This is a genomic window from Rhizobium sp. WYCCWR 11146 (assembly GCF_013591995.1).
GTDB classification, from domain to species: Bacteria; Pseudomonadota; Alphaproteobacteria; order Rhizobiales; family Rhizobiaceae; genus Rhizobium; species Rhizobium indicum.
This window is the reverse complement of sequence record NZ_JACCEY010000031.1, coordinates 429093-449110: the sequence shown is the minus strand read 5'-3', so window position 1 is coordinate 449110 and position 20018 is coordinate 429093. Positions and strand designations below refer to the sequence as shown.

Here is a 20018-nt window from a genome sequence, read left to right as displayed (position 1 = left end):
GCCATCATCAGGGACGGACGACCATGGCAAAACGCTTGACAAACAAGACAGTCGCTCTCCCCGCTGGGGAGAAGAGACGTGTAGCACGTGCCTCGCCATCTCTCCCTAGTCAGAGCAAGACTACAGGCTTCAAAACAGCGGCAACCGGTCGTCCTGGATCAGGATCTCCAGCTTGTCAGCCACATCCTGCGTCCAGGCTCGGTGGCCTGTCAAAGCCGCCGGGAAGAGTCCCGGAAGGGTGAAAAGAGCCGCCGAGATCGCGAGGCCGGTGCGCGGGATATCGGTGATGAGAGCGGCGATTTCGCCAGCCCTGGGATCGCGCAATTCGTAGCGCTCGCCGTTGCCGTGCTCGCCGATCGCATAGCGCATCCATGCGGCAACAGCGATCGCATAGGTCTCTGCCCTGTCGCCATGCGCCAGTGCCTCGCTTGCCGGTTCCAGCAGCCGCTGCGGCAGTTTCTGCGTGCCGTCCATGGCGATTTGATAAGTGCGGTGTGCGATCGCCTTGTTTGCAAAGCGCGCTATCAATTCGCTGGCATAGTCATCGAGATCGATGCCGGGAACTGCATCGAGTGTCCTCGCCGCTGCATGCATGTGGCGGTAGGCAAGGGCTGCCAGGGCTTCATCATCCATCACGTCGCGGATAAATTCATAGCCGCCGATATAACCGAGATAGGCAAGCAGCGAATGCGCGCCGTTCAGCATCCGCAGCTTCATCTTCTCGTAGGAGGAGACCTCCTCGACCATCAGTGCGCCGCGCACCTTTTCCCAGGCCGGCCGGCCATTGGCGAAATGGTCTTCGATGACCCATTGCGTAAAGGGTTCGGTCTCGATCGCCGCCATATCCGTGCGGCCCGTCAGCCGTTCGGCATCGGCATAGGTCGCCTCGGTGCTGGCCGGCGTGATGCGGTCGACCATCGTCGACGGGAAGGGCACATTCGCCTCGATCCAGCCATGCAGGTCGGGATCTATGCGGGAGGTGAATTCCAGCACCAGGCGCTTCAGCACGGCGCCGTTGCTCGGCAGATTGTCGCAGCTCAGCGGCGTGAAGGGCGCGATGCCCTTCTGCCGGCGGCGGGCGAGGCCTTCGACGAGATAGCCGATGACGCCGCGCGGTGCATGCCGGTTGGCAAGGTCGGCGACGATATCGGGGTGTTTCAGGTCGAGGCCGCCGGTTGCGGGATCGAAACCATAGGCTTTTTCCGTCACCGTCATGCTGACGATACGGATGTCTGGGTCTTCGAGCCGCGCCAGCAAGCCGGCGGGATCGCGCGGCGCCACATGTGCCTTCAGGATCGAGCCGACCACCTCAGCCGTCGTGCCTGAGGTATCGCGGATCAGCGTCGTATAGAGCCCGTTCTGGGCGCTCAGATTGTCGGCAACATCGGGCGTGCGCAGGCTTGCCACCTCGATGCCCCAGTCGCCGCCTGCGGCTGCGAGCGCGCCGTCCGTGAAGGGTGCGAAATGGGCGCGGAAGAAAGCGCCCGGGCCGAGATGCAGGATGCCGGCCTTCAGCGCATTCCTGTCATAGGCGGGAAGTTTCGCCGTCGGCGCAAGGCCGGTCAGGTTTTGTAGTCTATCGCTCACAGCTTGTAGGCCTTTTTCGCATTGTCATAGGAGAGTTCGCGCGCGACGATCTCGGCTTCCTTCTTGGAAATCCGGTGCTCGGCGGCGAGCTGGGCAAGGAAGCGGCAGACTTCGCGGCGCCAGACGTCATGCCGCGCGGGGATCGAAAGCAGCGCGCGCGTATCGTCGTTGAAACCCGCCATATTGGCAAAACCTGCCGTCTCGACGACTTGGTCGAGATAGCGGCGGATGCCGTTCGGGCTGTCGTAGAACCACCAGGGCGGGCCGATCATCAGACAGGGCCAATGGCCAGCCATCGGCGCCAGCTCGCGTGCATAGGTCGTCTCGTCGAGCGTGAAGAGCAGCACACGCAAACCCGGAGCGTGGCCATATTTCGATAGCAGCGCATTCAGGCCGCCGACCCAGTCCGTGCGTGTCGGAATATCGGCGCCCATATTGGGGCCTCGGGTCGAGAAAAGTCCGCGGTCGGTATTGCGTCTGGAGCCGGCATGGATCTGCATCACCATGCCGTCCTCGGCCGAAAGCCCGGCCATCTCGGTCATCATCTGGCCGCGGAAGAGCTCGGCCTCTTCAGGCGAAAGCGGACCCTTCAGCGCCTTGTCGAGCAGCGCCTGTTTTTCCGCAAGCGGCAGGTCGGCGGTGAAGGCGGTGGGCACGCCGTGATCGGTCGCGGTGGCGCCGAACTGGCGGAAATAGGCGCGCCGGCGCCGATGCGCCTCGATCAGGCTGTCCCAGCGCGTGACCTCGGTGCCGGTGATCTCTCCGAACTTGATGAGATTGTCGCGGAAGCCGACGGCATCGGGATCGGTGACACTGTCCGGCCTGTAGGTGGTGCGCACCTTGCCGATCCAGCCGTCGGCCGCCATCTTCTGGTGATGCGCCAGAGGATCGAGCGCTCCATCCGTCGTCGCGATCGTTTCGATGCCGAATCGCTGATGCAGCGCCCGCGGGCGGAATTCCGGAAGGGCAAGCTGGGCATTGATATGGTCGTAGAGCGCATCGGCATTATCAGCCGTCAGCGGCTCGGTGCAGCCGACCACGGCCGACATGGCGTGGTCGACCCAGAGGCTCGAAGGCGTTCCGCGGAAAAGATGATAATGCGCGGCAAATGTCCGCCAGATCGCCCGTCCCTCAGCCACCGGCTTGCCGTCGAGCCGCGGCACGCCGAGCTCGTCCAAGGTGACGCCGACGCTGTGCAGCATCCGGAAGAGATAGTGATCGGGAATGACCAGCAACGAGGCCGCATCTTCGAAGGGCCTGTCGTCGGCGAACCAGGAGGGTTCGGTATGCCCGTGCGGGCTGACGATCGGAAGATTGCGCACCGTCTCGTAGAGGTCTCGCGCGATGGTCCGTGTTGCCGGATCAGCCGGAAAAAGCCGGTCCGGATGAAGAAAGCCGTTTCCTGCATCCATCAGTATTCCTCCCTGATGGATAACGGCCTACCCCACAACATCAGGCGCGGCAAGGTCTTTTAGTAACCAAACGGTACAGTTTTGCGCATGGCCGCGCCGGGCATGGAAAGCATTGACGAGGTGGCCTATTTCCGCTTTGGGAGAACCATCTGTTCTGCCGGTTTCGGCAAAGGAGGATCGATGTCCGACGAGACGAACCACATCACCCGGCTGGAAGAAATGCTGGCCCACCAGGCAAAGGCGATTGAAGAGCTTTCCGATCAGCTCGCCGAGCAATGGAAGACCGTCGAGCAGATGCGCACCAAGCTCGACCGGCTGACCGAACGCTTCCTGTCGCTGGAGGAGCAGTCGCTGGACGCGCCAGCGATCACTCGCCCGCCGCATTATTGACGACACGCGGCGCAATGCCGCGTGCCCGTCTCAAATGATGGAATCAGACGCCGCCGATGCAGAGATATTTCATTTCCAGATAGTCGTCGGCGCCGTGCCGCGAGCCTTCGCGGCCAAGGCCGGATTGCTTGATGCCGCCGAAGGGCGCCGTCTCGGATGACATGAGGCCGGTATTGATGCCGATCATGCCGTATTCCAGCGCTTCCGCCACCCGCCAGACCTTCTTCAGATCGCCGGCGTAGAAATAGGCGGCGAGGCCGAACTCCGTGTCGTTGGCTTGGTTGATGACATCCTCGACCGTGTCGAAGCGAAAGAGCGGCGCCACCGGCCCGAAGGTCTCCTCGCGCGCCACCTTCATACCGCGCGCAACGCCGGTCAGCACCGTCGGCGTGAAGAAGGTGCCGGCGCCGTCGATGCGCTTGCCGCCGGTCAGCACCTTGGCGCCCTTGGCAAGCGCGTCGCTGACATGATCTTCCACTTTGGCAAGGCCTTGCGCGTCGATCAGTGGCCCGATGACGACACCCGGCTTGAAGCCGTCGCCGACCGACATCTCGGCGACCTTGGCGGCAAGTTTGGCGGCGAAGGCGTCATAGACGTTCGACTGGACATAGAGGCGGTTGGCACAGACGCAGGTCTGGCCGGCATTGCGGTATTTGGAGGCGATCGCGCCTTCGACGGCAGCGTCGAGATCGGCATCGTCAAAGACGATGAAGGGCGCGTTGCCGCCGAGCTCCAGGCTCACCTTCTTGATCTGGTCGGCGCACTGCCGCATCAGGATGCGGCCGACCTCCGTCGAACCGGTGAAGCTGATCTTGCGCACCTTTTCATTGCCGCAGAACTCGCGGCCGATTGCCGGGCCGTCGACCCCGACGATGACGTTGAAGACGCCGGCCGGAATGCCGGCCTGCTCGGCGAGTACGGCAAGTGCGATCGCCGTCAGCGGCGTCTGTTCGGCGGGCTTCGAGACCACGGTGCAGCCGACGGCAAGCGCCGGGGCGATCTTGCGGGTGATCATCGCTGCCGGGAAATTCCACGGCGTGATCGTTCCGACGACGCCGACCGGCTGCCGGATGACGAGCATCCGTTTATCGTCGGAAGGCGCGGGGATCGTCTCGCCGTAGATGCGCTTGGCTTCTTCCGAGTACCATTCGATATAGGCCGCGGCATAAAGGATCTCGCCGCGCGCTTCCGGGAACGGCTTGCCCATTTCGGCGGTCAGGATCGCGGCGAGTTCGTCGGCATTGACGACCATCAGGTCGAACCATTTGCGCAGGATCGCGCTGCGCTCCTTGGCCGGACGGGCAGCCCAGCCCGGCTGGGCGGCATGGGCTGCATCGATCGCCGCCCGCGTCTCTGCCGCACCCATATCGGGCAGCGAGGCGAGCAGCTCGCCGGTTGCCGGGTTCAGCACGTCGAAAGTCTTTGTGGCATCGCCTGATGTCCAGACGCCGTCGATATAGCCGGCATCGCGCAGCAGGGGCGAGGAGAAGGGAACGTGCTTGGTCAGGGCGCTGGTGAAAGCCATGTCATATCCTCCTTGGGAGTGCGGCTGCCGGTTGCCGGCAGCCATTGAAATCCGGGTCGGGTGCGCTTAACGGCCCGCGCTCGCTTCCAGCATCGAGGCTTCGAGAATATCGAGCGCTTCGCCGAAGATCTCGTCCTGGATGGTGATCGGTGCAAGAAAGCGGATGACGTTTCCGTGGACGCCGCAGGTGAGCAGGATCAGGCCCTTGTCGAGCGCGATCAGTCGCACCTGGTTGGCGAATTCCGCGCTCGGCAGTCCCGTCGTCCGGTCGTTGATTTCGACGGCGTTCATGAAGCCCGGTCCGCGGATATCGACGATCTCGGGCACCGTCTCGCGCAACGATTCCAGCCGCTGCTTCAGCCGTCCGCCAAGCTGATTGGCGCGGTTGCAGAGATCTTCATCGGCAATGACGTCGAGCACGGCGTGGGCAGCGGCGATCCCGAGCGGATTGCCGCCATAGGTACCGCCGAGCCCGCCCGGTCCCGGCGCATCCATGATCGCGGCGCGGCCGGTGACGGCGGCGAGCGGAAAGCCGCCGGCCAGGCTCTTTGCCATCGTCGTCAGGTCGGGCGCCACCTCATGATGGTCCATCGCGAACATCCTGCCGGTGCGGGCAAAACCGGTTTGCACCTCGTCGGCGATCAGCAGGATGCCGTGCTGGTCGCAGAGCTCGCGCAGCGCCTTCATGAAGGCGGCAGGTGCCGGGTAGAAGCCACCTTCGCCCTGCACCGGCTCGATGATGATGGCCGCGACGCGCTGCGGATCGACATCGGCGGCGAAGAGCTTCTTCAGCGCCGCCAGCGACTGATCGGCGGTGACGCCGTGCAGCTCGACCGGGAAGGGAATATGGAATACGTCGCCGGGCATGGCGCCAAAGCCGACCTTGTAGGGCACGACCTTGCCGGTCAGCGCCATGCCCATGAAGGTGCGGCCATGGAAGCCGCCGCCAAAGGCGATGACGGCCGAGCGGCCGGTTGCGGCACGCGCGATCTTGACGGCGTTCTCAACCGCTTCGGCGCCCGTCGTAACGAAAATCGTCTTCTTCTCGAAATCACCAGGCAGCAGCGCGTTCAGCCGTTCGGCAAGGTGCACGTAGCTTTCGTAGGGCACCACCTGATGGCAGGTATGGGTGAACCGGTCGAGCTGATCCTTGACCGCTGCGATGACCCGGGGATGGCGGTGGCCGGTATTGAGAACGGCGATGCCGGCGGCGAAATCGATGTAGCGGCGGCCCTCCTTGTCCCAGATCTCGGCGTTCTCTGCGCGATCCGCATAGATCTGGGTGGTCATGCCGACGCCGCGTGAAATAGCGGCGTTCTTCCGGTCGGTAAGGCTTGTCGCGGTCATCGATGGCTCCTGCGTTGAGAGGGGGTGGAAAGCTATCTTGTATAATTTCTGTAAGATGTATATAAAACTCCTACATTTTTCCTGCAAGAAAACAAGCGGCATTTTTTGCTTCAAACATCACGCTTTTTGATGGAGGTTCTGGGGCGATTGGAATCGGGGATAGTTTCGGATGAACGATAACGGGCCTGTGCGCTACAAGGTGGCGGAAGCCGCGCGGCTGGCGGGCGTTTCGGCCTCGACGCTGCGCCTCTGGGAAAGCCAGGGCCTGGTGGTTCCCGGCCGTTCGGAAACCGGCCATCGGCAATACAGCGCCGACGATGTGGCGCGGCTGAAGCGCATTTCCTGGTATCGTGTCGAGCGGGGCCTTAATCCCGCGGCAATTCGCGAGGCGCTGGAGAGCGAGGAGCCTTCCGCCGATGGCGCCGAGGCAAGCCAGGATACCGGCCTCGGCCGCAAGCTGCGCAGCCTGCGCCATGCGAGCGGCAAGACGCTCGATCAGGTGGCCGGCGACATCGGCGTCACCTCGTCGACACTCTCGACGCTGGAGCGCACCTCGCAGGGCGTCAGCTTCAAGACGCTGCACGATCTGGCAGAGTATTACGGCACCACTGTCTCGCGCCTTTCAGGTGAGGAAAGCGGGGAGGTGCCGGCGCTGGTGCGCGCCGGCGAATGGCGCAGGTGGCCGGAAACGACGCCGGGTGTCACGGTGCAGCTCCTTGCCGAAGGCCGCCGGATGATGGACTGCCATCGTTTCGTGCTGGCGCCGGGTGCTGCCAGCGAGGGCGCCTATCGCCACGAGGGCGAGGAATTCATGCATGTTCTGTCCGGCCGGCTCGAACTGGTGCTCGACGGCGATCAGTTCTTCGATCTCGGCCCCGGCGATTCACTCTATTTCGAAAGCCGCCGCGACCATTCCTGGCGCAACCGCCACGATGGTGAAACCGTGCTTCTCTGGATCAACACGCCGCCGACATTCTGAACGGCTAAGGACGCAAGGCGCTCCAGCAGCAGGAAAGCGGTTTCGCACTCTGCGCCTTTGCGCTATAGCGCTGCTGCATAATTCCTTAAATCGGAATCGATTTAAGGATAAAATTATGCAGCCATCAAAGTGCTACAGCGTCCTTTGCGACTCTCGAAAAGACGTGCGGCGCTGTAGGGGATGCATCGAACGAAAGACAGTCTCATGGCAGCGACCATACGTTATCACGAAGGCGATATTTCCGCGGCCGATGCCGCCCGCTACACCGGCGCGATTGCGATCGACACCGAAACGCTCGGCCTGGTGCCGCGCCGCGATCGGCTCTGCGTCGTCCAGCTTTCGCCGGGTGACGGCACCGCCGATATCATCCGCATCGCCGCCGGTCAAAAAGAGGCGCCCAATCTCGTCGCCCTGCTCGAAGACCCCACCCATCAGAAGATCTTTCATTACGGCCGCTTCGATATTGCCGTGCTCTTCCATACCTTCGGCGTCACCGCGACCCCGGTTTTCTGTACCAAGATCGCCTCGCGCCTGATCCGGACCTATACGGATCGCCACGGCCTCAAGGACAATCTCAAGGAGATGCTCGACGTCGACGTCTCCAAGGCGCAGCAATCTTCCGATTGGGCGGCCGAGAGGCTGTCTCCGGCCCAGCTCGAATATGCCGCCTCCGACGTGCTTTATCTGCATGCGTTGCGCGATAAGCTGACGGAACGGCTGATCCGCGACGGCCGCTACGATCATGCGACGGCCTGTTTCGAATTCCTGCCGACCCGCGCCAAGCTCGACCTGCTCGGCTGGGAAGAGGCCGATATCTTCGCCCACAGCTGAGCGAATTGCCTTCATTCTGCGTTTGCTAGTAACCAGGCGGCAGACTTGTCCGCGGCCGTTAGCGATTCATTAACGCCTGCTTATTAACATTCCTGTTAATTTTTATGCATTCGATGACGCCGGAACTGCGTCATGCGGACAGGAGGATCTGCTGGGATGCAAGGGGACCGGATGAGCGCGGTCCTTTTCTAGAGCCTGCTTTCATCGTCACTTTACGAAAGGAGCATGCCATGTTGACTCCCGTTCGTGCAGCGTCCAATGCAAGCTTTTCGTCCCAGGGTCAGACAGCGGCGATCGTCGCCAGTGGTCTCGGCCACTCGGTGATTGCCCCTGCGCCTGTCAACGCCGTCGAAGCCTCAGACCTCAATTCCGCCATTGCCGGCAAGCTCAATATTCTGCTCCTTGCGGCGCGCGAGCGCATGGTCGAAGCCCTTTTCGACGTCATCGATGCGGCAGGCCGCTCGATCTCGCTGGATCGTGGCGAGGACGAGAGCAATCTTGCCTTCGCCTCTCGGCTCGCCGATGCCATCCGGCGGCTGCCAACCGCAAGGATCGACGAGGTCGAGCGCCAGCTCGCCGAGAATGGGCATAGCGTGCCGCTCCGGACGATCGCCGAGGCCCTGAAGAACCCGACAGGCCCTGAAGCCGCTCGCATCGTCGCCTATCTGGAAATCGTCCGCTATAAGGATCGCGATCTCGCCGCCCGCGCGGTCGTCCGCTCCTATGGCCAGAACGATGCATCGCCGATGCGCGCCGAAGCTCGCCCCGAGATCCGGCTGCCCGAGATAAGACTGCATGAGGACAGGCTGCCTGCCGCCATGCGTCAGCCGGCAGACACGGCGTCAGCCGATTCAATGGTCGAGGCCGCAGCTCCGGCGACCATCGAGGAAGCGGTCATCGCCGAAGCCGTGGAAGCTGCCGATCCGGAAGCGCCGAAGGCTGAAAACCAGGCTCAGTCCGCCCCGGCGACCACAAGGGAGGTCGCCCCGGAAAAATCTGCGTCGCAGGAGATTGAAACCCGGCAACCCTCGTCGACGGAAGCCGCAGCAGCCGATGATACGCAGGCAACGCCGGAGCCGCCTGCCATCGAAACCGGTGCGATGTCGGAAAAGGTCGATCCTGTCATTCCCAGGAACTGGGCAGGAATTGTTGCCTCCATGACCGAAGAAGTCTCCGAGATGATCGCCACCATCATCCGCGAGCAGGACATCGAAACCGTGCTGGAGGATGTTCCCGTCGAGGCGGCCGTGGAGATCGATGCGATCCTCGATGACGCCGTCATCAGCGATGCGACCGAGACCTTGACCAGGCAGCCAGCCGAATTCACAGCACCCGATCCTCGCCAGTCCGCGGCGCTCCGTCCGTCGCAGATGGATATCGAGACCGTGGCCGCCCGTCAGCCGAAAGAAATCTCCGCGCAACCGCAGATGATGCCGGTTCCCGAGACGGCCGCGGCTTCCTATGTGCCGTTGGTGGCAAGGATGCCGGAGGGATTTGCCTATACCCAGCTGCCTTACCAGTTCGCCAAGGACACGCCGTCGAACGACAAGGCAGGCGAAACGCATCACCAGCATCAGCACCACCGCGACGACGCGTCCGAGGATCAGCAGCAGGCGCAGTCCGGCGGCGAGGATGCCGAGCCCGACGCCGAAGAAACCGACGCCGCACCCAAGCGGAGGACGCCAAGGATGATCGATACCGAACCGTCGGCTTATCAGCCAGGCCGCCCGGACGATGACCCGGTCTACGCGCTCTATCAGCGCATGGTCGGCTGGGAATAGAGCAATTCCAGGAAAAGTGCGAAGCGGGTTTCCCAGGTAAAGCGCGAAGCGCTTTTGCCGGGGATTGCGTAAAAACAAGAGGATAGGGCGGTTCTGCGCTCCGTTAAAAGCTGAACCGCTCTAGCACTTTTTCATCGCCTGAAAATGAAGAACCCGCCGGATCGCTCCGGCGGGTTCTTCAATTCAAAGGCGGATGCGAGGCTTATTCGCCGCCGCGGTTCTTCAGGGCTGCGCCCAGGATGTCGCCGAGCGAAGCGCCGCTGTCGGACGAACCGAACTGGGCAACGGCTTCCTTCTCTTCCGCAATCTCCAGAGCCTTGATGGACAGCATGATCTTGCGGTCCTTCTTGGAGAAGTTGGTGACGCGGGCGTCGAAGACCTGGCCGACCGAGAAGCGCTCAGGGCGCTGTTCGTCGCGGTCGCGGGCGAGGTCGGCGCGACGGATGAAGGAAGTGATGTCTTCGTGGTTGACGAGCTTCACTTCGACACCGCCGTCGTTGACCGCGATGACTTCGCAGGAAACGACTGCATTCTTGCGCAGGTCGCCAGAAGCAGCGGCGTCGCCGACTGCATCCTTGCCGAGCTGCTTGATGCCGAGCGAGATGCGTTCCTTCTCAACATCGACGTCGAGAACGACGGCCTTGACGACGTCACCCTTGTTGAACTCCTCGATGACCTGTTCGCCTGGACGGTTCCAGTCGAGGTCGGAGAGGTGCACCATGCCGTCGACATCGCCGTCGAGGCCGATGAACAGGCCGAATTCGGTCTTGTTCTTGACTTCGCCTTCGACTTCAGTGCCGGCCGGATGGCTGCGGGCGAATGCTGCCCACGGGTTTTCCAGCGTCTGCTTGAGCCCGAGCGAGATACGGCGCTTGGACGGATCGACTTCGAGAACGACGACTTCGACTTCCTGGCTCGTGGACAGGATCTTGCCGGGGTGAACGTTCTTCTTGGTCCAGGACATTTCCGAGATGTGGATCAGGCCTTCGATGCCCGGCTCCAGCTCGACGAATGCACCGTAGTCGGTGATGTTCGTGACGGTACCGGAAATCTTCTTGCCTTCCGGATACTTGGCCTGGATGCCATCCCACGGATCGCTCTCGAGCTGCTTCATGCCGAGCGAGATACGGTGGGTTTCCTGGTTGATGCGGATGATCTGAACCTTGACCTGCTGGCCGATGTTCAGGATTTCCGACGGATGGTTCACACGGCGCCATGCCATGTCGGTGACGTGCAGCAGGCCGTCGATGCCGCCGAGGTCAACGAACGCACCGTAATCGGTGATGTTCTTGACGACGCCGTCAACAACCTGGCCTTCTTCGAGGTTCTGAACAATTTCAGAACGCTGCTCGGCACGGGATTCTTCCAGAACCGTACGGCGCGAAACCACGATGTTGCCGCGGCGCTTGTCCATCTTGAGGATTTCGAAGGGCTGCGGGTTATGCATCAGCGGGGTCACGTCGCGGATCGGACGAATGTCGACCTGAGAACGCGGCAGGAAGGCGATCGCACCGTCGAGGTCGACCGTGAAGCCGCCCTTGACCTGGTTGAAGATCACGCCTTCGACGCGCTCGCCAGCTTCGAACTTGGCTTCGAGCTTGACCCAGCTTTCTTCGCGGCGAGCCTTCTCGCGCGACAGAACGGCTTCGCCAAGCGCGTTTTCGATGCGCTCGACATAAACTTCGACTTCGTCGCCGACCTTCAACAGGCCGTCCTTGGCGCGCGCGCCGAATTCCTTGAGCGCGATGCGGCCTTCAACCTTCAGGCCGACGTCGACAACGGCGACGTCTTTCTCGATGCCCGTGACGATGCCTTTGGTGACATAGCCTTCGGCCAGGTCGTTCTTGGCAAAGGACTCTTCGAGAAGAGCCGCGAAATCCTCGCGGGAGGGGGTAGCTACTGACATAAAATCTCCTGCGTGTCCTGAAACGGAAGCGGACACGTATGCGCCGGTTGGTTTGCGTTGAACGGGCCTGAACCCAGTCCGCCCTCTCTGACGAAGGCAATCCGGCGCTTGGACGGAATTTCAGGCTTGCTGTATTAGAAGCGATCCATGCTCAGAGCACGCAAAATCGCTTGAATTTAGGCATTTCGGCTCAAGACCGCATCGATGATCGATTGAGCAGCTTGAAACGCGGCCTCTATACTCATTTCCGACGTATCAAGCAAGTGCGCATCATCAGCTGGTTTCAAAGGGCTGTCGGCCCGTCCCATGTCGCGTTCGTCGCGCCGCTTGACGTCCTCGAAAATCGCATCGAAATCCGCCGTCAGGCCTTTGCCGAGGATCTCGTCATAACGGCGTCTTGCGCGGACCTCCGGCGACGCCGTTACATAGAGCTTCACCGGCGCATCCGGGCAGACGACCGTGCCGATATCGCGCCCGTCGAGTACGGTTCCCGGCGCTTTCACCGAAAACCGCCGTTGCGCTTCGACCAGAGCCCGGCGCACCGCCGGCATGACGGCAATCTTCGAGGCAGCTTCGCCGATCTCATGTTTGGAAAGTATATCGCGATCCAATCCAGCGAGTTCAACCTCTCTTGCGATCTTTTCTGCCACCGCCTCGTCGTCGAGCGGCAGGCCGGCATCGAGCAGCGCCTTGGCCGTGGCGCGATAGGTCAGGCCGGTATCAAGATGGTGATATCCGTAGCGCTCTGCGATGAGGCGCGAGAGCGTGCCCTTGCCCGCTGCCGCCGGGCCATCGATGGCGATGGTGAAGGTCTCGTTCGTCATATGATCAATCCTGCGACAGCGCCCGATCGCGGCGATCGTGTTCGCGGAAATGCGGAGGCTGGTACCATTATTCCGGCACCTCTTCGATCCTTGCCCCGAGACCCTTCATCAACGCCATGAATTCGGGAAAGCTGGTCGCGATCATCGCCGCGTCGTCGATCGTGACAGGATGCTCCGAGGCAAGCCCCATGACAAGGAAGCTCATGGCGATGCGATGGTCGAGATGCGTGCTGACCCTGTCGCCGGCGGCGTTACCGAGGCCCTTGCCGTCTGGCCGTCCGCGCACGATGAGAAAATCCTCGCCTTCGTCGCAGTCGACGCCATTGAGTTTCAGACCATCGGCGACGGCGGAAAGGCGGTCGGACTCCTTGACGCGCAGTTCCTCCAGCCCCTTCATGATCGTCGCGCCTTCGGCGAAACAGGCGGCGACGGCGAGGATAGGATATTCATCGATCATCGACGGCGCGCGGTCTTCGGGAACGGTGACGCCCTTGAGTTCGGAATGGCGCACGCGCAGATCCGCCACGTCCTCGCCGCCGGCAAGACGCGCATTCGCCACCTCGATATCGGCCCCCATCTCCTGCAGCGTCAGGATCAGCCCGGTGCGGGTCGGGTTCATCAGCACGTTGACGATGGTGATGTCGGAGCCGGGGACGAGCAATGCCGCAACCAGCGGGAAGGCGGTGGAGGAGGGATCGCCGGGAATGTCGATCACCTGGCCCGTCAGCCTGCCACGCCCTTCGAGCCGGATTGTGCGCGCACCCTCGCTATCGGTCTCGACGGAAAGGGCAGCGCCAAAACCCTGCAGCATCTTTTCGGTATGGTCGCGCGTCATCACCGGCTCGATGACGGTGGTGACACCCGGCGTATTGAGGCCGGCAAGCAGCACGGCCGATTTCACCTGGGCGGATGCCATCGGCACCCGATAGCGGATCGGGCTCGGCGTTCCCGGGCCTTTGAGCGTCACCGGCAGCCTGTCGCCCTCGGAGGCGCTGACCTGCACGCCCATTTCGCGCAGTGGATTGAGCACGCGGCCCATCGGCCGTTTCGAAAGCGAGGCGTCGCCGATGAAGGTGGAGCGAAAGTCGTAGGTGCCGACGAGGCCCATGGTCAGCCGCACGCCGGTGCCGGCATTGCCGAAGTCGAGCGGCGCATCAGGCGCAAGCAGCGCACCGTTGCCGGTGCCGTCGATCACCCATTGCGCGCCATCCTTGCGAATCCTGGCGCCCATCGCCTGCATCGCCCGGCTGGTATTGATCACATCCTCGCCTTCGAGCAGGCCGGTGATCCGGGTTTCGCCGGAAGCAAGCCCGCCGAACATGAAGGAACGATGCGAGATCGATTTGTCGCCCGGAATACGGACGCTGCCGGTAAGACCGGCGGATTTGCGGGCGGTGGCGGGCCTGGGCGCAGAGCCGTGCAGCATGCGTAATCCTTTGCAAACGCAGTCTATTTTTGCCGCAAGACAGGCTTGGCCGGTCGCAATTCCCGTCCGCTTCTGCAGCTGCCGCGGCTCGTTAACATAAACGCGCCGGGCGGTCATCCGTCGGCGCGGGAAAAACCCCGCACCGCTATCATAAAGTTTGGCTTTGACATGGGAAGCCACAGCGATTAAGGGGACCGGCTTATAAATTCCGATGGAACGCCGGCTTGGTCGGCATTTGCCGAATCTCGCATTCGGTCATTCACACGAGGCTCATAGTGGCGAAAGCGGAACTTGGAACCAAGCGTACCGATCCGGAAACCGGCAAGAAGTTTTATGATCTGAACCGGGATCCGATCGTCTCTCCTTATACCGGCAAGTCCTACCCCCTGTCCTTCTTCGAAGAAACCTCGGCGATCGCCGAAGTTGCCGAGGAAGACGAGGTTGCGGAAGTCGATACTGAAAACACCGAAGTCGAACTGGTTTCGCTTGAGGATGCCGATGACGCTGCCTCTGGCGACGACATCCCCGATATCGGCGACGACGATGTCGAAATCGAAGGCGATGACGACGACGATACCTTCCTCACACCCGACGAAGATGACGATGATGACGACATGAGCGACATCATCGGCGTGACCGGCGACGAAGACGAAGTCTGAGACCGCATTTCGGCCCGGCGAGGAAAAAATTCTCCGGGCCAGATTTTTTAGGCTTGCTATCTCCGGAATCCGGAAGTAATAAGCCGCCACTCCGAAGGGCACGCCTTGAGGAGCATCCCAGGACCGGCCCTGAGCCGGACCACCTTGATGGGGCTATAGCTCAGCTGGGAGAGCGCTTGCATGGCATGCAAGAGGTCAGCGGTTCGATCCCGCTTAGCTCCACCACGCTTCGCCCTTACGGGCTTCGCGTGGCACAGCCGCGAGAAACCGTTAGGCCGAAGCAGTGCCCGGCATAGCCCGAAGGGCGACGACGGGCTGAAACGCTGATGTGGTATGTCTATATTCTCCGCAGCGTCGATTTTCCCGATCAGGAATATACCGGGTCTACCGCAGATCTGAAACAGCGGTTTGCGGCTCACAATGCCGGAAAGTCTGCCCACACTGCCAAATTCGCACCGTGGAATTTGCTCTGGTATTGCGCCTTTCCCGACAAGCTCAAAGCTCTTGAATTCGAAAAATATCTGAAATCGCATTCTGGCAGGGCTTTTGCCAACAAGAGACTGGTCCAGCCGAAACTGGATCCGGGTCGCCTCGCCAACTAGAAGATCGATTCCGATTAAGTGCCGTCTCTGCCGTCTGAAAGTGTTGCGCGACGCTATCGTCTGAGAGCTGACTTTCAGTTTTCCGGTCGGTCCTTAAGCCCCTCGGGCCGGAACTGTTGAAGCTCGACGCCCGACTCCTCAGCAACTTTAATGAGAGCCCCAAGGACGGCGGATTCTTCGTTCCAGATGTAAGATGGTCCTTGTCTTCTATCAGCGGCATTGGCGAGCCCTGGTACCACTCAGCAATCTTTCCATCTGGTGACCTACGCCTCAGCCAATGACCTGAGCAAGACGCCGCCGCATCATTCGGACCCGACGAACCTTAACCGGGCTCGCCCTCGTCGGCTCGATCTCGTTTCTGGCGGGCATGACCGATGCGACCGGCCTTCAGCTGTCCGGCGATTTCATCTCCTTCATGACAGGCAACACGACGCGGCCGCACTGGCCTTGAGTGAGGGCAATCTCTATCACGCGGCGGTCCTGATCTCCGCCACCGTCGCGCAGAAATTCTTCGAGGCAGCAGACGCAACGAAAAGCGCTTGGGCGGCGGTTCTGAGACGAACAGATCTTCCTCACTGTGACGAATTCCGAAGGAGAGCCTTATAGCGGCCTTGATGACGCAACCTTCCAAGGCGGACTAAAACGCGCTGCCGCATCCTTTGGTGCGCGTCGCAAAAACAGCCGAAAGCAAGGGCTGGAACCGCGATGAATGAGAGCCCGTACGAGGCATCCACGCACAAGCCGCTTGGCGATGGAAGATGCATCGCTGGAGGCCACAAGTGAGAATTCATCGGCAATAAGAAAGTATCGAGGGCGGCCGTTCCGGGCAAAGAGCCAAAATTAGAATATTTTGTCTATTGATTTGATGGATTATGGCGTTCCATAGCCCTGTCGATTTTAACAATGAGATTTTCGAACGTCCGGCGGATGCGTCGTTGGGCGCATGTGACTTGCCGTCTTCTTCCAAGATCAGCCAGGAGATATCCATGAGCAATCCAGTTCTCGTCAATCAGATCATTCTCGAGTCCGATGTCGTGCCGCTGACCGGCCGCGTCGGAGCCGAAATCAGGGGTGTTCGCCTCGGCGGTGACCTTTCGGACGCGACGGTCGCAGCCATCAACCAGCTTCTCTTGAAACACAAAGTCATCTTTTTCCGCGATCAGGACCATCTTGGCGATCCAGAACAGGAATCTTTCGCTCGCCGCCTGGGCGACCTTGTGCCTCATCCAACCCAAGGCCCAGTGGCCGGCACGGCCTCCATCCTCAATCTCGATTCCAGCCGCGGTGGCGGCAGGGCGGACCAGTGGCACACCGACGTCACCTTCGTGGATGCCTATCCTAAATTCTCGGTCCTTCGCGGCGTCGTCATTCCGGCGGCTGGAGGGGATACGATCTGGTCCAACACCCATGCCGCATACGAAAGTCTGCCAGCATCGCTCAAATTGCTGGCGGACAATTTGTGGGCCATTCACAGCAATGCCTATGACTACGCAGCGGTGCGCCCTCGCGCCACCGCTGACGAGAAGAAGCACTTCGAGGAAGTTTTCACGTCGACCATCTACGAGACCGAGCACCCAGTCGTGCGGGTCCATCCCGAAACCGGCGAAAGATCGCTGCTGCTCGGCAATTTCGTTCAGCGCCTCATCGGCTTGTCGAAGAGCGACTCCACGAAACTCTACGAGGTGTTCCAGTCCTACGTTACCGCCCCGGAAAATACCGTGCGCTGGCACTGGAGAGCCGGCGACGTCGCGATCTGGGATAATCGCGCGACCCAGCACTACGCTGTCAACGACTATGGCGACCAGCACCGGGTCGTGCGCCGCGCCACGGTTGACGGCGACGTCCCCGTCAGCGTCGACGGCCGCCGCAGCGTAACCCACGTCAAGGCCGCCAAGCCGAAAGCAAAGGCCGCGTGAGCGCGGCCGGACAAGGGAAGGACCATGAAGCTTCATATCGCGCGGCGTTCGCCGCGCTACTCGATCGGCGAACGCGCGTCAGAGAGGGCGAACTGAGCGCGGTCCTATTGAAGGCCCCGGAACTGCTGCTCGGCGCGCGCGCATACCTTCTCATCCACGCTTCCGATCAGGGCGTGCCGCTGGAATCGTTGCATGCTGAGCCACAGGGGTTCGAGCTTGTCACATAGGCATCCGAGATAATTGCAGCCATCGCGCTGGGATTTCCAGGCATGCCGGTTGTGAGCGGACGCCGACGACAAAGGGTGCGCCGGTAGGCCCCAGATGGCGAGCGCTCGGTTTGCTTGAAGCAAATTCCTGATACACCAAGGAGAAATTCGAAGAGGAGAACACCCATGGTTAGTCAACCCGTTACCACCCGCATCGTCCTTGCATCGCGCCCATCCGGAAAGCCGGTGGCTGCGAATTTCCGGCTCGAGCGGGAGACGGTTCGGGATCTCGCCGAGGGCGAGGTTCTTCTCAAGACGCTTTATCTTTCCCTTGACCCCTACATGCGGGGCCGCATGGACGATGCCAAGTCCTATGCCAAGCCGGTCGAAATCGGTGGTGTGATGGAAGGGGGCACGGTTACGCAGGTCGCGCGCAGCCGCAACACGGCGTTCACGGCGGGGGATATCGTGCTCTCGCATTCCGGCTGGCAGAGCTATGCGATTTCAGATGGTACGGGCTTGCAGAAGCTCGATCCGGAAACCGCACCGATCACGACAGCACTCGGCATTCTGGGAATGCCCGGCTTCACGGCCTATGCCGGACTTCGCAATATCGGCAAACCCAAAGCCGGCGAAACACTTGTGGTCGCTGCAGCGAGCGGCGCGGTTGGCTCGGCAGTTGGGCAGATGGCAAAGATTTACGGTGCGCGTGTTGTCGGAATCGCAGGCGGGTCCAAGAAATGTGACCACTTACGCCAGGAGCTCGGCTTCGATGTCGCGATAGACCATCATTCGAGCGATTTTCCGGCACAACTCGCAGCCGCTTGTCCGAACGGAATCGATGTCTATTTCGAGAATGTTGGTGGCCACGTCTGGAGCGCGGTGTTTCCATTGCTGAACGACTTCGCACGCATACCGGTCTGCGGGCTCATCGCGCATTACAACGAAACATCCTCTGTCTCGAGCGGACGTGATCAGCTTCCTGCTGTGATGCGTGCCATCCTGCGGAAAAGCCTCACCATACGAGGCTTCATACAGCGCGAATTTGCCGACCAGCGTCCTGACTTCTCCCGTCAGGCCGGAGCGTGGATCTCCGAAGGACGGCTCAAGTACAAGGAAGATATCGTTGACGGACTTGAAAACGCTCCGGAGGCTTTTCTTGGCCTTCTGGAAGGGAAGAATTTCGGAAAGCTGATCGTACGCGTCGCGCCCTGACCCGTCGCCCCGGTGTTCTCTATTTCGCGGCGCAGTTCTTTTTGCTCACGGTCGGAACAGAACAAAAAAGCGAATCCCGAAGAAGCGGACATCGGAGCACGTATATTCTATCAAAAATATAGAGACGCTTTAATTTGGTCTCGTCTTATTCCGGAGGGTATGATGAAGATCACAAGGCGAGCTTTTACTGCAGTGGTGGCAGGTGCCATCGCGACACCTTTGACCCATGTTCGGCTGGCCGGCGCCGCTGACAAGGTCGTGCGTATCGGCTACCAGAAATATGGAACGCTGGTGCTTCTCAAGGGCAAAGGCACGCTGGAGAAGAAACTGGAACCCATCGGCTACACCGTTGAATGGACCGAGTTTCCGGGCGGTCCCCAGCTGCTCGAGGCCCTGAACGCCGGCGCTGTCGATTTCGGATCGACTGGCGAAACGCCGCCGATCTTCGCCCAGGCCGCAAACGCTCCGCTCGTCTACATCGCACACGAGCCGCCCGCCCCGCGCGGCGAAGCCATACTTGTCCCGAAGGACAGCCCCATAAAGTCCGTCGCGGAGCTGAAGGGCAAGAAGGTCGCCTTCAACAAGGGCTCGAACGTCCATTACCTGCTCGTCAAGGCGCTCGAAGAAGCCGGCTTGACCTATGAAGACGTCGAATCATCCTTCCTCGCCCCGGCCGACGGCCGCGCGGCCTTCGAAAAGGGCGCGGTCGATGCGTGGGTTATCTGGGATCCCTTCCAGGCAGCTGCGGAAGTCGCGGTCGAAGCGCGAGAACTCAGAAACGGTGAAGGCATCGTTCCCAATCATCAGTTCTATCTCGGCACCAAGGCGCTGGTCGATGGCCACGCCGACTCCATCGATGTTTTGATCGACGCCATTTCCGAGATCGATGAATGGACCAAGTCCGACACCGCGGCTGCGGCTGCGGAGCTATCACCATCGGTCGGCATCCCTGAACCTGTCCTCGTCAAGGCGCTCGAGCGCCAGTCCTATGGGATCAAGAGCCTGGACGACACCGTCGTCGCACAGCAGCAGAGCATCGCCGACACCTTTTTCAAACTCAAGCTCATTCCCAAGGAGGTGACGATTGCGGACGTTGTCCGCAAGGGCAAGGCATAGTGCTCATCTTCCCACCTATGCTCGACGTGGTTTCAGCAAAAAGGATAATGCCGTGACTGCTGCAGCAAGGACGCTTCCGATACTCGATCTCGGGCGTTTTGCATCCGCTCATCTGGAACGAGAACATGCGCTGGCGGAGCTTCGTGACGTCAGCCGGACACTCGGATTTTTCTATCTCGCCGGACACGGTATTTAGAGCGGAGGCAAAGATCCCCGTAATTTTAGACCATCTATCGCGGGCCAGGTTAACCTAACGTCTGCATGCCGGACGTCACGACGTCCGCCTGCAGAAGGAA

General features: G+C 61.1%; 17 protein-coding genes, 1 tRNA gene and 1 pseudogene. 12 read left to right on the top strand and 7 right to left on the bottom strand.

All coding sequences use genetic code 11. The annotated features are described in order from the left end of the window. Window positions 1-129: 129 nt before the first annotated feature. Entirely contained in the window at window positions 130-1587 is a 1458-nt protein-coding gene (locus HX899_RS26565; RefSeq protein ID WP_138332060.1) for a mannitol dehydrogenase family protein, read from the bottom strand. Then, window positions 1584-2999 (bottom strand): glucuronate isomerase, encoded by a 1416-nt coding sequence (uxaC, locus tag HX899_RS26560; RefSeq protein ID WP_180194381.1) that lies wholly within the window; start codon window positions 2997-2999, stop codon window positions 1584-1586. Before uxaC ends, HX899_RS26565 begins: the two co-directional genes overlap by 4 nt. A gap of 180 nt (window positions 3000-3179) precedes the next feature. Between uxaC and HX899_RS26555 the strand changes: the two genes are divergently transcribed. Continuing rightward, the gene (locus HX899_RS26555; protein ID WP_138332062.1) at window positions 3180-3389 is read left to right on the top strand and encodes a SlyX family protein; all 210 of its coding nucleotides are present in this window, start codon (window positions 3180-3182) and stop codon (window positions 3387-3389) included. A gap of 43 nt (window positions 3390-3432) precedes the next feature. On the opposite strand, the gene HX899_RS26550 is transcribed toward HX899_RS26555, so the two are convergent. Both HX899_RS26550 and HX899_RS26545 read right to left on the bottom strand, forming a co-directional pair. After that, the gene (locus HX899_RS26550) at window positions 3433-4914 is read right to left on the bottom strand and encodes an NAD-dependent succinate-semialdehyde dehydrogenase (protein ID WP_181293780.1); all 1482 of its coding nucleotides are present in this window, start codon (window positions 4912-4914) and stop codon (window positions 3433-3435) included. Window positions 4915-4980: 66 nt separating this feature from the next. Beyond that, window positions 4981-6261: a 4-aminobutyrate--2-oxoglutarate transaminase gene (locus tag HX899_RS26545; RefSeq protein ID WP_181293779.1), complete on the bottom strand. Its 1281-nt coding sequence runs from the start codon at window positions 6259-6261 to the stop codon at window positions 4981-4983. Between the two features lie 169 nt (window positions 6262-6430). On the opposite strand from HX899_RS26545, the gene HX899_RS26540 reads away from it, so the two are divergent. The 3 genes from HX899_RS26540 to HX899_RS26530 all read left to right on the top strand — a co-directional run bounded on the left by HX899_RS26540 (window position 6431) and on the right by HX899_RS26530 (window position 9852). Next, a complete protein-coding gene (locus HX899_RS26540; protein ID WP_181293778.1) occupies window positions 6431-7240 on the top strand; it encodes a MerR family transcriptional regulator in 810 nt (269 codons plus the stop codon). Between the two features lie 204 nt (window positions 7241-7444). Further along, window positions 7445-8071, top strand: coding sequence for a ribonuclease D (locus tag HX899_RS26535; RefSeq protein WP_138388528.1), 627 nt, complete (start codon window positions 7445-7447; stop codon window positions 8069-8071). Between the two features lie 230 nt (window positions 8072-8301). Beyond that, the gene (locus HX899_RS26530; RefSeq protein ID WP_181293777.1) at window positions 8302-9852 is read left to right on the top strand and encodes a hypothetical protein; all 1551 of its coding nucleotides are present in this window, start codon (window positions 8302-8304) and stop codon (window positions 9850-9852) included. Window positions 9853-10054: 202 nt separating this feature from the next. Here HX899_RS26530 and rpsA read toward each other — a convergent pair whose 3' ends face one another. The 3 genes from rpsA to aroA form a co-directional block, all read right to left on the bottom strand. After that, the gene (gene rpsA / locus HX899_RS26525) at window positions 10055-11758 is read right to left on the bottom strand and encodes a 30S ribosomal protein S1 (RefSeq protein WP_003544285.1); all 1704 of its coding nucleotides are present in this window, start codon (window positions 11756-11758) and stop codon (window positions 10055-10057) included. Between the two features lie 176 nt (window positions 11759-11934). Then, window positions 11935-12582, bottom strand: a complete 648-nt coding sequence (gene cmk / locus HX899_RS26520) for a (d)CMP kinase (RefSeq protein ID WP_180194383.1) — start codon at window positions 12580-12582, stop codon at window positions 11935-11937. Window positions 12583-12649: 67 nt separating this feature from the next. Continuing rightward, window positions 12650-14008 carry a 3-phosphoshikimate 1-carboxyvinyltransferase gene (aroA, locus tag HX899_RS26515; protein ID WP_181293776.1) on the bottom strand — a complete coding sequence of 453 codons (1359 nt, stop codon included), beginning with the start codon at window positions 14006-14008 and terminating at the stop codon, window positions 12650-12652. A 275-nt stretch (window positions 14009-14283) separates the two neighbouring features. Between aroA and HX899_RS26510 the strand changes: the two genes are divergently transcribed. From HX899_RS26510 to HX899_RS26480, 8 genes and pseudogenes are all read left to right on the top strand, one after another. Continuing rightward, complete coding sequence (locus HX899_RS26510) at window positions 14284-14667, top strand: TIGR02300 family protein (RefSeq protein ID WP_011649932.1); 384 nt, start codon at window positions 14284-14286, stop codon at window positions 14665-14667. Window positions 14668-14816: 149 nt separating this feature from the next. Beyond that, window positions 14817-14892, top strand: a tRNA-Ala gene (locus tag HX899_RS26505). 101 nt (window positions 14893-14993) lie between these two features. Continuing rightward, window positions 14994-15269 (top strand): GIY-YIG nuclease family protein, encoded by a 276-nt coding sequence (locus HX899_RS26500; RefSeq protein ID WP_181293775.1) that lies wholly within the window; start codon window positions 14994-14996, stop codon window positions 15267-15269. A 301-nt stretch (window positions 15270-15570) separates the two neighbouring features. Next, window positions 15571-15767: pseudogene (locus HX899_RS35250) on the top strand (DUF1275 family protein); the annotation flags it as partial. 488 nt (window positions 15768-16255) lie between these two features. Continuing rightward, on the top strand, window positions 16256-17185 hold the full coding sequence (locus HX899_RS26495) for a TauD/TfdA family dioxygenase (RefSeq protein ID WP_171599942.1): 930 nt from the start codon (window positions 16256-16258) through the stop codon (window positions 17183-17185). A 392-nt stretch (window positions 17186-17577) separates the two neighbouring features. After that, complete coding sequence (locus tag HX899_RS26490; protein ID WP_181293774.1) at window positions 17578-18606, top strand: NADP-dependent oxidoreductase; 1029 nt, start codon at window positions 17578-17580, stop codon at window positions 18604-18606. Between the two features lie 162 nt (window positions 18607-18768). Further along, on the top strand, window positions 18769-19722 hold the full coding sequence (locus tag HX899_RS26485) for a sulfonate ABC transporter substrate-binding protein (protein WP_181293773.1): 954 nt from the start codon (window positions 18769-18771) through the stop codon (window positions 19720-19722). 52 nt (window positions 19723-19774) lie between these two features. Beyond that, entirely contained in the window at window positions 19775-19918 is a 144-nt protein-coding gene (locus HX899_RS26480) for a 2-oxoglutarate and iron-dependent oxygenase domain-containing protein (RefSeq protein WP_246412968.1), read from the top strand. Window positions 19919-20018: the final 100 nt, after the last annotated feature.

Bases quoted from the DNA above. Each gene is read 5' to 3' on its own strand.
- uxaC (WP_180194381.1), bottom strand. From the start codon at position 2,999: ATGGATGCAGGAAACGGCTTTCTTCATCCGGACCGGCTTTTTCCGGCT.
- HX899_RS26555 (WP_138332062.1), top strand. From the start codon at position 3,180: ATGTCCGACGAGACGAACCACATCACCCGGCTGGAAGAAATGCTGGCC.
- HX899_RS26550 (WP_181293780.1), bottom strand. From the start codon at position 4,914: ATGGCTTTCACCAGCGCCCTGACCAAGCACGTTCCCTTCTCCTCGCCC.
- HX899_RS26545 (WP_181293779.1), bottom strand. From the start codon at position 6,261: ATGACCGCGACAAGCCTTACCGACCGGAAGAACGCCGCTATTTCACGC.
- HX899_RS26540 (WP_181293778.1), top strand. From the start codon at position 6,431: ATGAACGATAACGGGCCTGTGCGCTACAAGGTGGCGGAAGCCGCGCGG.
- HX899_RS26535 (WP_138388528.1), top strand. From the start codon at position 7,445: ATGGCAGCGACCATACGTTATCACGAAGGCGATATTTCCGCGGCCGAT.
- HX899_RS26530 (WP_181293777.1), top strand. From the start codon at position 8,302: ATGTTGACTCCCGTTCGTGCAGCGTCCAATGCAAGCTTTTCGTCCCAG.
- rpsA (WP_003544285.1), bottom strand. From the start codon at position 11,758: ATGTCAGTAGCTACCCCCTCCCGCGAGGATTTCGCGGCTCTTCTCGAA.
- cmk (WP_180194383.1), bottom strand. From the start codon at position 12,582: ATGACGAACGAGACCTTCACCATCGCCATCGATGGCCCGGCGGCAGCG.
- aroA (WP_181293776.1), bottom strand. From the start codon at position 14,008: ATGCTGCACGGCTCTGCGCCCAGGCCCGCCACCGCCCGCAAATCCGCC.
- HX899_RS26500 (WP_181293775.1), top strand. From the start codon at position 14,994: ATGTGGTATGTCTATATTCTCCGCAGCGTCGATTTTCCCGATCAGGAA.
- HX899_RS26495 (WP_171599942.1), top strand. From the start codon at position 16,256: ATGAGCAATCCAGTTCTCGTCAATCAGATCATTCTCGAGTCCGATGTC.
- HX899_RS26490 (WP_181293774.1), top strand. From the start codon at position 17,578: ATGGTTAGTCAACCCGTTACCACCCGCATCGTCCTTGCATCGCGCCCA.
- HX899_RS26485 (WP_181293773.1), top strand. From the start codon at position 18,769: ATGAAGATCACAAGGCGAGCTTTTACTGCAGTGGTGGCAGGTGCCATC.